10 protein-coding genes and 1 pseudogene are annotated in these 13,212 nt (G+C 69.3%); 6 read left to right on the top strand and 5 right to left on the bottom strand.

From position 1 onward, the window contains the following. Positions 1-183, top strand: a pseudogene (locus AB0C69_RS25100) (M4 family peptidase); the annotation flags it as partial. A gap of 286 nt (positions 184-469) precedes the next feature. Here the strand turns inward: AB0C69_RS25100 and AB0C69_RS25095 are convergent. Further along, positions 470-1,066 carry a DUF6461 domain-containing protein gene (locus tag AB0C69_RS25095; protein ID WP_360357559.1) on the bottom strand — a complete coding sequence of 199 codons (597 nt, stop codon included), beginning with the start codon at positions 1,064-1,066 and terminating at the stop codon, positions 470-472. A 683-nt stretch (positions 1,067-1,749) separates the two neighbouring features. Here AB0C69_RS25095 and AB0C69_RS25090 point away from each other — a divergent pair. Both AB0C69_RS25090 and AB0C69_RS25085 read left to right on the top strand, forming a co-directional pair. Continuing rightward, entirely contained in the window at positions 1,750-2,118 is a 369-nt protein-coding gene (locus AB0C69_RS25090) for a hypothetical protein (RefSeq protein WP_360357557.1), read from the top strand. 606 nt (positions 2,119-2,724) lie between these two features. Then, on the top strand, positions 2,725-4,041 hold the full coding sequence (locus AB0C69_RS25085) for an MFS transporter (protein WP_360357555.1): 1,317 nt from the start codon (positions 2,725-2,727) through the stop codon (positions 4,039-4,041). A gap of 295 nt (positions 4,042-4,336) precedes the next feature. Here AB0C69_RS25085 and AB0C69_RS25080 read toward each other — a convergent pair whose 3' ends face one another. Further along, complete coding sequence (locus tag AB0C69_RS25080) at positions 4,337-4,480, bottom strand: hypothetical protein (protein WP_360357552.1); 144 nt, start codon at positions 4,478-4,480, stop codon at positions 4,337-4,339. Positions 4,481-4,835: 355 nt separating this feature from the next. Here AB0C69_RS25080 and AB0C69_RS25075 point away from each other — a divergent pair, with 355 nt between their 5' ends. The 3 genes from AB0C69_RS25075 to AB0C69_RS25065 all read left to right on the top strand — a co-directional run bounded on the left by AB0C69_RS25075 (position 4,836) and on the right by AB0C69_RS25065 (position 7,288). Next, the gene (locus AB0C69_RS25075; RefSeq protein WP_360357549.1) at positions 4,836-5,249 is read left to right on the top strand and encodes a hypothetical protein; all 414 of its coding nucleotides are present in this window, start codon (positions 4,836-4,838) and stop codon (positions 5,247-5,249) included. Between the two features lie 108 nt (positions 5,250-5,357). After that, the gene (locus AB0C69_RS25070) at positions 5,358-6,512 is read left to right on the top strand and encodes a glycosyltransferase (RefSeq protein ID WP_360357546.1); all 1,155 of its coding nucleotides are present in this window, start codon (positions 5,358-5,360) and stop codon (positions 6,510-6,512) included. Beyond that, positions 6,509-7,288, top strand: a complete 780-nt coding sequence (locus AB0C69_RS25065) for a polysaccharide deacetylase family protein (RefSeq protein WP_360357544.1) — start codon at positions 6,509-6,511, stop codon at positions 7,286-7,288. The genes AB0C69_RS25070 and AB0C69_RS25065 overlap by 4 nt, the downstream gene beginning before the upstream one ends. Positions 7,289-7,730: 442 nt before the next feature. On the opposite strand, the gene AB0C69_RS25060 is transcribed toward AB0C69_RS25065, so the two are convergent. The 3 genes from AB0C69_RS25060 to AB0C69_RS25050 all read right to left on the bottom strand — a co-directional run bounded on the left by AB0C69_RS25060 (position 7,731) and on the right by AB0C69_RS25050 (position 13,040). Next, positions 7,731-11,462: a trypsin-like peptidase domain-containing protein gene (locus AB0C69_RS25060; RefSeq protein ID WP_360357541.1), complete on the bottom strand. Its 3,732-nt coding sequence runs from the start codon at positions 11,460-11,462 to the stop codon at positions 7,731-7,733. Between the two features lie 22 nt (positions 11,463-11,484). After that, positions 11,485-11,826, bottom strand: a complete 342-nt coding sequence (locus tag AB0C69_RS25055; protein WP_360357538.1) for a trypco2 family protein — start codon at positions 11,824-11,826, stop codon at positions 11,485-11,487. 272 nt (positions 11,827-12,098) lie between these two features. Next, the gene (locus tag AB0C69_RS25050) at positions 12,099-13,040 is read right to left on the bottom strand and encodes an ankyrin repeat domain-containing protein (RefSeq protein WP_360357535.1); all 942 of its coding nucleotides are present in this window, start codon (positions 13,038-13,040) and stop codon (positions 12,099-12,101) included. Positions 13,041-13,212: the final 172 nt, after the last annotated feature.

Genomic DNA, 13,212 nt, shown 5'->3' with positions numbered 1-13,212 from the left:
GTGTGCGTCCCTTCGTCCGGTCAGCGCCGCAAGGTGACGAGCTGGAGTCACGCCCGCGCCCGCGTCGCGACCCTCCAGGCGGCCAAGGAGCTGTTCCCCGGCTCGACCACCGAGTGCAACGCGGTGAAGGCCGCGTGGAGCGCCATCAACGTTCCCGCGCAGAGCGGCGAGCCGACCTGCTGATCCGTCCGGCAGAGCACGTGGGACGTCACTGACGACATCCCGGTACGCCCGGTGCGGGGGCCCGCACCGGGCGTGCTCGTCGTTCACCGTCCTTGCGGTTGCCGCCGGTGAGCGCGAGGGCCGGTTTGGGCCACCCTTGAGCGCGTGAACGTGCGAGCCGGCGATCACCGTGAGTGCGTTTGTCAGAGACGATTCTTGCTTTAATGCCGTGAAGCGATCACTGGTCGCGAGTCGTCGAACTGTGTGGGCCGGTGAGGACGCGTCGTGAAAGCCTCGCCAGTCTTGGTCACGGGATTCGAGGCTGGAGCTGGCCGCTGAAGACGGGCGTCTTGATCAAGTCTTCGTGCGGGAGTCCGATGCCGAGGTCTTCGGCGACCCGATAGAAGAGTCCGCGGAGCCCCAGGGGCCCGTAATCGCCGCTATCTGGATCGGCCTCCAGTGCGCGTAGTGTGGCATCGAAGCGGTGGGGTTCGCTCCCGGTGCGGTCTTCGGGACGAAGGCTGAGCAAGGTGTTGATACCGGTGACCAGGCACCCGTCTTCGGCGTAGCGGAACTCGACCATGGGCTTTTCGTTGGCGTGCAGCACCACGGCTGTCGTGTCGGCCGAGACCCTGCGCACCAGGTCGTCGTCTTCGACGCACAACCAACTGCCGTGCTCCCACGCCCATGCCCACGACGCGTACTGTCCGGCGGACACCACGTAGGCGTCGTCGTCGTAGAGGACGTCATCGAACTCATCGAGGAAGACCTCCTGGCTGCGCAATGCCAAGGTGGCCGAGTCGGCTCCCATCCGGTCCACAAGCTGCCTCGCGGTGATGCCGCGGGCGAATGTCAGGCTCAGCAGTGGCAGATTTCGCCCGTAAAACCATTCAAGTCCCGCCATCTGTACCTCCGCGACCTCAAGCGATCTGCCTGCGAGCACAGTAAGGGGGCCCACCGACAAATCCGCGCGCTGCCTAGCTGCCGGTCGTCAACGGGCCGGGGCCGGATCCGCAGACCCGGCTCCATCCGGGTCAGGGCTCACGCCATGCCGGCGAGCCGGACAGGCATCGCCCGGCCATCTCCTCAGAGATGGTCAGCTCCGCACCCCCGGCGTTCAGTTGACTTTCTTGCCTCCTCAAGGCGAGCTGGCAGGATCGGCGCGCTCCGGTTAGTCGGAGCTGAGCAGGACTTATAGGGCTGCTGTGGGGAAGCGATAGGAGGTGCCGATGCGGAGGATCTTGAGGGGAACTGGTCCTGTTTGGCGAGGTGGTAGGCGTAGGTGCGGGAGAGACCGAGGGCTCGGGCGGCGGTGTTGATGTCGACCATGGTTGGCAGTTCAGCGTTCGTCAGCGGTCGCATACGGCTGCCTCCTGCTTCTGAGGTTTCTCGGTCATTGCTGGGTGAGCTGATTCGGGGAATCGCCAGCCGGGCGCGAATCTCTGGCGGCGATTGCGCTCTGATGCCTGGAGGATGGTTGTTATGGAACCTGTCGCTGGGTGTCTCGCGTGCGATCTCCTTGTCGGGGCCCGCCCTCTTCCCGGAGGTCGGCTGGCGGAGTCGTCTGGTTGGGTCGTCGAGCACTCGGTGGGCCCGCTCGGCCTGGGGACGTTAGTGGTCAAGCCGGTGCGGCACGTCGTCCATGTCGCCGAGTTGAACGTGGTCGAGAGCGCGGCGTTGGGTCCGTTGCTGCAGCGAGTGGCCGCAGCGGTGACGCAGGTCGTCCAGCCGGAGCAGGTCTACGTATGCCTCTGGTCCCATGCCAATGCTGTGCCGGGCCACCTGCATTTCGTGGTCCAGCCCGCGGTGAAGGCTGACATGGCCCGGTTCGACGCGTTCGGCCCAGCACTGCAGATGGCGATGTTCCATGAAGGGGCCGTACCAGGCGAGACCGAGGTGCAAGCGTTGTGCGAGCAACTCCGAGCGGCCTTTTCCCTCTCGTCCTATGGATCGTGACCTGGACCGCAGCCCAGTAGCGCGTTCCTGTACCGGCGGTATGAGAGCCCCAGCCATGTCAGGAAGGCGGCTCGGCGGGTGCGGTTGGTTCTCGATGCATATGGGCTGGCAGGCCGTTGTGCATGATCTCGCGGTGACAGGCCCACTGCTGGCTTGGGCATCGCGGCAGCCATAACCCGTGACCGACGATGGTTCGCATCGCGGGCTGCGGTGGAGTACAGGCTTCGGGGGGTGCGGAGTACCGGCGAACGGCGCTGGAGGCCGAGGAGCGGATGACCGCAGGGTCGGCCACTGAGGTAGGCCCGGCCGCCCTGGTGGAGGACCGGCGGCGGTAGGCCCCGCCCGGTCGAGTGCCAGGTAAGGGCTATCGCCCTTCAGGCCTCTCCAAATCGAGAAGCTGCTGGTCAGGCCCACAGCTCGTGAACGAGGGCGCTCTGCGCCCGGACAGTCGAGCGCTTGGGCGAGGCCGGAGTCGCCCAGCACATCCAATGTCGCGATTCTCACCTTGCCCAGCCGACCTCTTGCTTTGCCGTGCGCTGGCAGGACGGTCCCTGCGGTGGCGTGCAGAGGCGCCACGGCAAGACCACACAAACGAAAGGACCAACAATGTCCGACATCTCGGGTGCAGGTGGAGCCGACTCCGCCAGGGAGGGCCCGCCGAGCAGCGCTCCCCAAGCGACTCAGCAGGACCTCAGGCTGTTCCGCTCGATGCGGAACCATCGCAACTACCGGCTGCTCATGCCGAGTCAGGGCATCTCCAGCATCGGCGGTTGGATGCAGATGACCGCCCAGGACTGGTTGGTGCTAGAACTGACGCACGGCAGCGGCACCGCGGTCGGCATCACGGCCGGTCTGCAGCTACTGCCGGCGCTGCTGTTCGGCTTGTACGGCAGTGTCCTGGCCGACCGGTACCCCAAGCGGCGCATCCTCATGATCAGCCAGGCGGTGATGGGCGCGCTCGCACTCGTGCTCGGCCTGCTCACCGTCACCGGCTCCGTCAGCGTGTGGAACGTGTACGCCCTGGCGCTCGGCCTCGGCCTGGCCGTGACAGTGGACAGCCCGGCCCGGATGGCGTTCACCTTCGAGGTGGTGGGGCCCCGTGACGTGTCCAACGCCATCGGCCTGAACAACGCGCTGTTCAACACCACGATGATCCTCGGCCCGGCCGTCGCCGGCGTGCTGATCGCCGCCGTCGGCACCGGTCCGGTCTTCCTGATCAACGCCGCGTCGTTCGCCGCCATGGAACTCGGGCTCTACCTCATGCGAGAGGACGAGCTGTACGTCAAGGATCCAACGCCGCGGGCAAAAGGCCAGCTGCGCGAGGGCCTGCGCTACGTCCGGCAGCGCCGCGACCTGGTCATGCTGATGACCATCATGCTGCTGGTCTCCGCGTTCGGCATGAACTTCGCGGTGACCGATGCCCTGATGAGCCGAGAGGTCTTCCATACCGGAGCCTCGTCATTCGGCCTCGTCACGGCGATGGCGGCAGTCGGCGGGCTGGTCGGCTCACTGCTCACCGCCCGTCGGAAGCAGCCGAGTATGCGGGACATGCTGGCCGCGGCGGCGGTCTTCGGGGTCCTGGTGACCGCGACCGGACTGATGCCGCACTACTGGGCCTTCGCTGCCATGCAGCTACCGACGGGCATGGCGTTGATGACCTTCACCACGACGGCCTACTCGCTCACGCAACTGAGCGCTCCGGAGAAGTTGCGGGGCCGAGTGATGGGCCTGTACCTGCTGGTGATCACCGGGAGCTCCCTTGTGGGCTATCCCCTGATCGGCTGGCTGGCTGAGAGCTTCGGGCCACGTTCGACGCTGGTCATCGCCGGCCTCGCTTCGCTGGCCTCAGTGGTGGGCACCGTCGCCTTCATGGCGCCGGTGGCCGCAAAGCTGCTCGCACGCGGAACAGCACCGCGGACCTGACAACCTCCGCCGGCACACGGCGCCGGCTCAACTAACACTCAACGAGTGCTCCATCGCAGGGCCCGGCACCAGCCGGGCCCCGCTTTGTATGGACAGCCTGCTCCCGACCGCAGCCCGCGCATGCGGGGATGATTCGTTCAGCGCCTCTGAGACATGAGCGCACCGCATCACAGACTCCATCGACACGCACCGACAAGCACCCGCACGCGATCAAGGTCGGAGGCTTGGATACCGTCCTTGTTCGCAGTAGGACACCCCTGGTTCGAAGCCAACCGGGGAGCCACCGCCATACGGCCTACGCCGACTTGCCCGAACGGAACACCGCGTCGGCCACCTCGGCGCCCCGAGTGATCACCGGCCTGAACTGGTGCCGGTAGACCTCCCCGGTGACCGCCGGAGAGGAGTGCCCGCACAGATTGGCGATCGCCTCGATGGGCACTCCCCGTCACTCGTGATCGATACGAGCGAGTGACGTAGTTCGCGCCGCGACCAGGTCTCCCCGATCCCGGCCTTCTTGGTGATGAGCCGGAAGCCCCGCCGCACGTTCGCCGCGTCCAGAGGCTTCCCGGTCGTCGAGCAGAACATCAGGCCGCTCTCCTGCCACGCCGGCCCCGCTTGACCGAAGTTACGCATGCGAGCGTGATAGGGGCAGGCGGCGCTCCTGGAGCAGGCGGGATGGTCAAAGGTGAACCTAGTGCCACCCCGAGTCGGATAGCCGCGTTACTGTTCTTCGCTCTCGAAACGACGACGCTGATCCCGTGCCCCATGAGCTGGGCACGGAAGGAGATCACCCCATGGCCACCAGCGCGGCGCCCGTCGAGCAGTGCCTGACCGGCACCCCGTGGGCGATTCGGCTCGTCCGGGCAGCTAAGGAGCGGCCCGCGCTGGAGATGTACGAGGCAGAGACGCTGGTCGACGTCCTCGTGCGGTCATCGGTGGCGCCGGAGATGCTGCGGGGCGCCCGGCGCGCCGTCTCCTGCGGACGCCCGTGCGCCATCGCCTGGGGCCGGCTGCCGGCCGATTCGACCCTCCCGGTAGTGCTGTTCACCGGCGGCCGATTGGCCGGCCGGAAGCAGCACGCCGAAGTGATCGCGGTCGGTGGGTTCTGCTGGCTGGCCATCGTGTACGGGCGGTTCACCACCGTCGGCGTCGAGCACCGCGGCACCTTGTGCGGACGCCTGCGCATCCGGCGCGCCCGCCGGTCGTGACGGTCGCCGCCGACGCGGAACGCGCGGCGACGAGCGATCCCTTCCCTGATTCCCCCTCCGGCCGGCGACGGCCGAGTTCCGTCGCGTCGAGACAGAAGGCACCAGGTCGTGACCCCCTCCTTGATCCACCCCGGCACGAGACGGCACGTCACGATCGTGTCGGCGAGCGTCGGCGCCGGGCACGACGGTGCGGCGAGCGAGCTGGCCCGCCGGCTCGGCGAAGCCGGATTCACCGTCGACCGCCACGACTTTCTCGACCTCCTCCCAGCCTCCCTCGGCCACCTCCTGCGGCAGACGTACGCGCTGCAACTGCGAGCCGCCCCGGAAAGCTGGGAACGGTTGTTCACCGCGCTGGACCAGCGCAGGAAACTGGCGGCGGCGGCACGTGCCCTGAGCGGGCTGGCCGCCCGTCGCCTCGCCCATACGGCGGCGGGCTCCGATGTCGTCGTGTCGACCTACCCCCTCGCGAGCCAAGCGTTGGGCCGGTTGCGGCGGCGCGGCGCGCTCCGAGTCCCGGTCGTCACCTACCTCACCGACATGTCCGTGCACCCTCTATGGATCGCCGAAAGGGCCGACGCCCACCTGGCGCTGCACCCGACGGCGGCGGCGCAGGCGCGACGGCTCGGCGCGGCCAACGTCCAGGTGTGCGCGCCCGCCGTACGACCCGGTTTTCGGCCCGCCTCGTCCGTCCTCGAACGGCAGCTGGCACGACTGCACTTCGGCCTGCCGGACGACGACCGCCTGGCCCTGGTGGTCGCAGGCGCCTGGGGATCCGGGGACGTGGCGGCCACCGCACGGGACGTGGCCGCGTCCCGGCTGGTCACGCCGGTCGTCGTGTGCGGGCGCAACGCCGCGCTGCGGGAGGCGCTCGCCCGCTCCGGCGTCGGCGTCACGCTCGGCTGGGTCGAGGACATGCCCACGTTGATGCGCGCCTGTGACCTCGTGGTTCAGAACGCCGGCGGCCTCAGCTCCCTTGAGGCGCTGGCGTCCGGCCTGCCCGTCATCAGCTACCGCTGCCTTCCGGGACACGGCAGGACCAACGCCGCCGCTTTGGAGGAGTCCGGATGGGCGCCGTGGGCACGCAGACCCGACGAGCTGCCCGAGGCGTTGTTCGCGGCGCTGACGGCACCCCGCGCCATGGGGTACACCGGAGCCGCCGACCCGGCGGCGATCGTCGCCGCCCTGGCGACCGGACGAGCCCCCGCGGCCAGCGGCCGGCCCGCGTCCATGGAGGTTTCCGAGATGGTGGAGGCATCCCGATGAGCGCCACGCGTCTCGCCGTGACGGCGGCAGGTGTCCTCGCCACCGCACATGCCTCGCCGGCCGTCACGTCGATCGGGCCGCTGCGCCGGCAGCTGTTCCCCGGGCTGGCCGGCGTCGGCGAACCCGGCCATGTGGCGCTCACGTTCGACGACGGTCCGGACCCGCGCTCGACACCGGCGTTCCTGACCGTCTTGCGGGAGCACGGGGTGAAGGCCACTTACTTCCTGCTCGGCCGGATGCTCAAGGCCGCCCCAGACCTGGGCCGGAGCCTCGCCGAGTCAGGACACGAGATCGCCGTCCACGGATGGGAGCACCGCTGCATGCTGCTGCGTGGGCCCGCCGCGACCTACGACGACCTGGCCCGGGCGGTGGAGTCGATCGTCAACGTCACCGGGACGGTGCCGCGATGGTACCGGCCCCCCTACGGTGTGCTGAGCCTCTCGGCCTTGCGGGCGGCCCGCCGCCTAAGCCTCACACCGGTTCTCTGGACGAACTGGGGAAGGGACTGGACGCGCGCGGCGACCCCCGCCTCCATCCTCGCGACCCTCACGCGCGACCTCAACGGTGGAGGAACTGTGCTCCTCCACGACTCCGACTGCACATCGGCACCCGACTCGTGGAGGAAGACGCTCGACGCGCTGCCGCCGCTCTTGGAGTGGATACGCGACCGCGGCCTGTCGATCGGTCCCCTACGCGACCACGAGCTGGACGCGCCGCGACAAGGCCCTCGGCCTACCGCCCCGCCCGGCGCAGGCCCAGGACGGGGTGGTCATTGAGCTCCTCTCACGGAGCGGCTTCCAGCGCTGTCCTGAGGAGCCCCGCGACGGCACGGGCGGTCTCGTCTCCCCGTGCCCGGCCAGCAGACCGTCAACGGCCCATATCGGCTCGTTGTCGGCTCGGCGATTCTGAACGGATCGGCACCCGACGGGGGTGATACAGCCCCGAAATGGTGTCTCACGCGGATAGAAAAACATGGAATAACAACTCATCATCGCGACACTGACACAGATATAGCGGACAAGAGAACACTGGAGAACTTCCGAGGGAGGTGTGGATCCGGCATCGGAGCGAGGAGCTGATGAAGTACTTCAACCGATGTCACGGGAAGCGCGCGTTCCTGGACGCGCTGGGCCGCAGCACGGACGCAGGGCAGGAGCGTGCGTTGCAGCTGCGGACCCGATCGGGGCCTCGTCTCTGCTGCGGCGGGCCGACCAAGGCTTATGGTCGGTTCGCGCCCGGCTGCCGACAGCAGCGCTTGTATTTGCGGCCGGAACCGCAGGGGCATGGATCGTTGCGGCCGTGACGGTCGATGCGCTCCACTCCGGTGCCCGACTGCAGCGCCGCCACGTTCCGCGGTAGGAATTGCGCTCGGAACCGCATGTAGAGATTGAGGTTCTCCCGAGTTTGGCTGGTTCCGAGTCCGTCGGCCTGCTGGTCGCGCAGCAACTGGATGGCCTCTTGTACCGGGGGAAGCCACTCCAACTGCCCGAGACCCTTGAGGCAGACACCGTGCCGGAATAGCGCCCGCGCCAGGTCCTCACGGCTGGCGAGGTTGCGGACCGCAACGCTGCGAAGCATTTCGACCGTGCGGCGGGCGACCCACTCGGCGTCGGGTGTGCGCTTCGCGGTGAGAAGGGGCTTCATCAGGTCGCCGAGCAGTCCTGCCACGTTCAGCACGTCGACGTCCTCGGCGGGATCGGCGTTCTGGGCATCCTTGATCGCACGGAAGGCCGCCGCACAGGCATCGTCGAGCTCGCCGTTCTCGGCCCTGGCGACGGCCAGGGCGGCGTAGGCGCGGGCGATGACGAGGCGCGGCGCCTCCGTTCGGCCGAGCACCGCCACCGCTTCGCCGCCGCAGGCGGCGGCGTCCTCGTTCCGGTCGCAATGTCTGAGCAGGTGGCAGCGTTCGGTGAGGACGCGGCCCAGCAGCAGACCGGACGCGCTTCCCTCATGGCGGCGGCACCAGTCCTCGAGGGCGTCGAGGTGCGGTAGCGCATCGTCGACGCGGTCGCCGCGGGTGGCAAGGGACGCCAGGTTGCCGACCGCGCGGTGGGCCAAGTCGACGTGGCGCCGGTTTCCGTGCTCGAGCAGGTGCCGGATCTCGTCCAGCGCCGCGCCGATCTGCTCGAACGCCTCGGCGTGGCGGTCGAGCTGCCCGAGGATCCCGGCGAGGGTCTGCCGGGCCTCGACGAGGTCGGGCAGATAGCGGACGGAACGGAGCTCGGCCAGGTTCCGCAGCGTCCCCACCGCCTCCTCCGCGCGGGCGATGGCGCGGCTGGGGCGGTGGTAGCGGCCGAGGGTCGCAGCGTGGATATTCAGCGCGGTGGCGTAAATGGGACCGTAGGTGTCCGGCCGCCAGATCGCCAACGGACGCAGGATCTTCTCGGCCTTGTTCATTGCGGCGACGGCCTCGCTTTCCCTTCCGAGGGCGTCATGCATCTGACTCAGGCTGACCAGCACCCCGGCGTGGCTCGCCCGGGCCTCGGGGCCGTCTCCGGGTGGCCGGTGGCACAGCGCCACCAGGCGGTCGCATGCCCGTGCCGCCGTCCGTGCGTCGCGCCGAGCGATATGGGCTGTGCCGAGGTTGCTCAAAGCCCGCGCCAGCTCCGTGTGATGGCGGCCGGGTTCGGCTTCCTCCCTGCGCTCCCAGAACGTCACGTTCTGACGCAGGAAGGGGACCGCCTCGCCGGGGCGGCCGAGGGAGAGCAAGGCCACCGCCACGGTGTTGCGCGCGGTGGCGAGGGACTCGCCGTCCACCGAACGCGAGTCGCCGCCGTGCGCGGCGACCGCCCGCTTTCCCAAGGCGAGCGCCTTGTCATGGTCCCCGACCAGCGCATATCGGCTCGCCAGATTCTGCAATGTCCACGCGAATCGCGGGCTGTCCGCCGCCGGCCCGAGCGCCTCCACGAGTGTTCGGGTGGCATTGAGGGCGAGGTCGGCCATGGCCACGGTCTGTGGAGGGACGCACTCGACGATGCGGATCAACGCGTCCGGGCTCTGCACGGCCGCGAGGTGCGGCTCGGCCGCGGCGACCAGCGGAACCGGATCGGTGAGCTGCGTGGCGACCTCCACCGCTGTGGGGAGGCGGCGATCGGGCTCGTCGGCCAGCAAGGACGGCAGCAGATCGGTGACGTGCTCGTGCCGTGCGGCGGCCCGTCCCAGCACGGTGAAGAGCCGGTGCAGTTGCGCGTCGTCCGCCCCCGCCGCCAGGACGCCCGCCAGTTCCGGCGCGCGGTCGAGTACGTGCGCGGTGTGCTCCTCGCCGAGCAGGTCCGGTTGCAGCGCGTTGAGGGCCGCCTCGCCCGGGAGCACTTGCGCCATCCACGACAGGCATTTGCTCAGCACGAGGTGCTGCTGGTCGCCCAGGTCCGGTAGCCGGGAAAGCAGCCGGTACGCCTCCGTGCGGTCGGCCGCCCCGCGGACGGTGGCGGCCATCACCACCTGGCCGAGGATCGCCTCGTCGATGCCGGAACCGGTGCGGTGCCAGTACCGGCGCTCGTGCGCGAGGACCCGCGCCGCCGGATCCCGCAACTTCGGGGCGGCAGGCGGATCCGCCGCGTCCAGCAGCAGGGCCAGGGCGGCCATGTGCAGCGTGAGCGTGAGCCCGTAACGCCGGTCGGCCAGGTCGGGCGGGACGGGAGCACGCCGGGGGTCGGTGCCCAACTCCCTGGCGAAGGCGTCCCGGGCCGCCTCGAAGGACGCGCGGCGGTCGGCGGGGTCGGAGGACAGCGGCTTCAGCCGCTCGCGGTCGGCCAGCTCCAGCACCGCCGCGGTCTCCTCGTCCGCCTGCTCGCACAGCCGGGTCCACCAGTCGTCTGCGGACCGGGCGAGCAGCAGCAGCCGCAAGGTCGCGGCCCGCTCCCGCGCGAACACACCGATCAGCTCGCGCACCTGGTCCGAGCGCGTCTCGGCATAGTCCACGATGAGCAGGCAGCGGCCTCCGCCACGGGCCAGGCGGGACAGGTCGTCCAGGGCCGCGGCGGGGTCGGCGAACCCGGCAGTCCAGTCGGCTCCGAGACGGTCGCACAGCCTGTCCGCCAGGCGCGTCTTGCCCTGGCCTCCCGGAGCGGTCATGAGCAGGACCGACAGCGGCTCGTCCCGGCGGCACCAGGCCAGCAGCCGCTTCAGCTCATCCGCGCGGCCGTCGAAGGGGACGATGCGGAACTCGCCGCGCAGCAGCATGCTTGGGGCCGGGTTGTCCGGAAGGCTCCGGCGCAGCCGCAGGCAGGCCGCCGGGACAGGACGCGGCAGAACGGGCAGGACTGCCGGATCGGGGGCGCCCAGCCTGTCCCACCACGCCGCGGCGTCCGGTGGCGCCGAGTCGGGCTCAAGCAGCCGCGACAGGGGCTCCACGGAGATGTCGGACGAGCCGCGCCGCGGTGCGTGCTCCACGACGACCCCGATCAGGCGGTCGTCGGCGAACACCGGCGCGCCCGACATGCCGGCCCATTCGCTCTGCCCGAGCGCCACGTCCTTGTCGGGCAGCGGCCGCGGGGAATGGCCGACCTGCAGCGAGAGCAGTCCTCTCCCGAGTCCCGCGAGGGGAAGGATGTGGCCGCGTACCTGGGCCGATTCCCGCACGACCGAGCCATCAGAGCCTTCGATCTCCTGGAATCGCGGATAGCCGACCGACCAGCATCCCTCGACGGCGTCTCCGCCCGCGACCTCGCGTGTGATCAGCGCGAGCGGCGGATGCGGGAGTTCGGCCATCTCCGGGACCGTCAGCAGCGCCAGGTCGCACCGCGCTGTGTCGCCCACCAGGGCAGCGCTCGGGGAAACACGGACCTCACGCTTGCCCGGCCCCCGGATCAGGAGAGCGTCGGCGGCCCGGACGACGTGGCCGGCGGTCAGCACCGTCCGTGCGCCGAGCAGGAACCCGGAACCGTAACGGTACCGGTCATGTGCGGACGGGCCGCGGTCGGCGATCACCTCGACCAGTCGGCGGTCCATCGTGACGGACGGCATCTGGCAGCTACCCTTTCAGGGTGTTTCCCTGCCCGGTCACCCTCACCGGGCGGCCCGACGCGTCCGCAGGTGCCCCGAGCACAACGGTGACGGTGTGAACCGTCTCCTTGGCGATCGAGCCGTCTCCGCCGGCCTCCAGGAACGGGACCTTGAATCCCGCCCGCCCACCTGCCCTGCGCGTCAATCCCACTTTGAACTCGACGGTCAGCGACTGGATCGGAAACCGCACACCGGCCCCGGCCGCGCGCTGCTGGGCGGCCGCTACCTCGGTGCGCAGCAGGTCGAGGGCGTCCGCCAGTCCCATCGAATCGATCGGCTCTGCCGCCTCGGCGGCTTCTGGGTTAGCCATATGCAGATAGTGTCGCCGTTCATCGCTTCGTGAAAGTGGTCCGGCATTTGCGGCCCCCCGAATTACGCTGGCGAAAGGCTCCGGATTGTGGGCTTTCAGGCCATGCGCCGAGTTGGTGTCAGCGTCCTGTTGAGGTGAGCCGAGCACTTGCTGGGTGCCCGACTGGCGTTGAGGACGGCGGAGGTCGGCACCGCAGTCATCGGTCTGCTGTGGAGGGTCCCGGCGGGCCGGACCAGACCTGGCTGAGGGAGTCCGCGGCGCCTTCCCTGTGCTCATTGAGAGCGCCCGGAGCCGAGCCGCACCCAGGTGTCGGGGCACTCGAGGCAGTCTGTGGAATCGGGCCGCAGTCCTGCGTACACCAGACAGTGCACGATCGCGTTGCGGCACGAGAGGAAGCTCGCCAGTACGTCGCGGGCAGTGGAGTCGGGATAGGGGTCGTAACCAGGGTGTAGGTCCCATTTGACCCGTCGGCCGTCCTCAGCGATGTGTCCCTGGTTGCCGCTCTTGGGGTTGGCGTACATGCCGTCGGCGAACGTCCCTGCCGTCACGGCCTCCAGCGCATCGACAGCCCGGTACGCCCACGGCTGGGCGATCACGCAGCCCCCGGGAGCATCAGTGACGCCGACGATGTCCATCTCGCCGCAGATTGCGCTCTCGTGCCACGGCGCGTGGTCGTCCACGACGATGACCTCACCGACGGGCAGGCGCCGCACCGCCTCGACGGCCGTCAGGCCCGCCACGGAGGCCATCGAGAACCCGTCGTAGGAAATGCCGGAGAACACCTCGGCCAGTTTCGGCCCAGCATCGGCCATCGCCCGCTCCTGGTCAGTGAGGGCCTGGTCTTCGGGGACCTCGAACAGGTCCCCGAGTGAGCCTGCCAGGCTGAGCCGGCCCGGCGACCAGCCGTCCATCATGGGTCGCCACGGATCGGCGCCCAGTTCGGCCAGCATCAAGGCGTTGTCGTCACGATGGTGGTAGACGGCGTTCCACAAGGCGCTACGACCCTGGCAGAAGGCGTCGAGGTCATGAGCACGGCTTGCCAGCTCGAACACCACCTGCGGCGAGCCCTTCTGCGCGGCCACGTGCAGAGGGGTGTCGAAAGTCCACAGCTCCCCGAAGGGGTCAGCTCCCGCCTCCAAACGATGCACAAACTTTTTCGGGTCAGTGAAGTCGCCGTAGACGATGCCGGACCAATCCGCCTGGACTTCAGTCATGATTCATCCCCCTCGCAACACAAACCCTCTCAGTGGCGCGAGGGCGCGTGAACGGGGAACTGTCGGCCACCCGGCCGTGCCGCAGGCTGGTGCGCGCGACGGGTCCGCTGGAAATCGGCCGGGCCCTCGAACAAGGCCGCCCCATCGACCACTGGCGAGGCGGAATCGACGA

Origin of the sequence: Actinomadura sp. NPDC048032, from assembly GCF_040653175.1 — a bacterium.
Lineage (GTDB): Bacteria > Actinomycetota > Actinomycetes > Streptosporangiales > Streptosporangiaceae > Spirillospora > Spirillospora verrucosospora.
This window is presented reverse-complemented; position numbering and strand designations above follow the sequence as displayed.

Coding starts and splice junctions, on each gene's coding strand:
- AB0C69_RS25095 (WP_360357559.1), bottom strand. CDS start 1,066: ATGGCGGGACTTGAATGGTTTTACGGGCGAAATCTGCCACTGCTGAGC.
- AB0C69_RS25085 (WP_360357555.1), top strand. CDS start 2,725: ATGTCCGACATCTCGGGTGCAGGTGGAGCCGACTCCGCCAGGGAGGGC.
- AB0C69_RS25075 (WP_360357549.1), top strand. CDS start 4,836: ATGGCCACCAGCGCGGCGCCCGTCGAGCAGTGCCTGACCGGCACCCCG.
- AB0C69_RS25065 (WP_360357544.1), top strand. CDS start 6,509: ATGAGCGCCACGCGTCTCGCCGTGACGGCGGCAGGTGTCCTCGCCACC.
- AB0C69_RS25060 (WP_360357541.1), bottom strand. CDS start 11,462: ATGGACCGCCGACTGGTCGAGGTGATCGCCGACCGCGGCCCGTCCGCA.
- AB0C69_RS25055 (WP_360357538.1), bottom strand. CDS start 11,826: ATGGCTAACCCAGAAGCCGCCGAGGCGGCAGAGCCGATCGATTCGATG.
- AB0C69_RS25050 (WP_360357535.1), bottom strand. CDS start 13,040: ATGACTGAAGTCCAGGCGGATTGGTCCGGCATCGTCTACGGCGACTTC.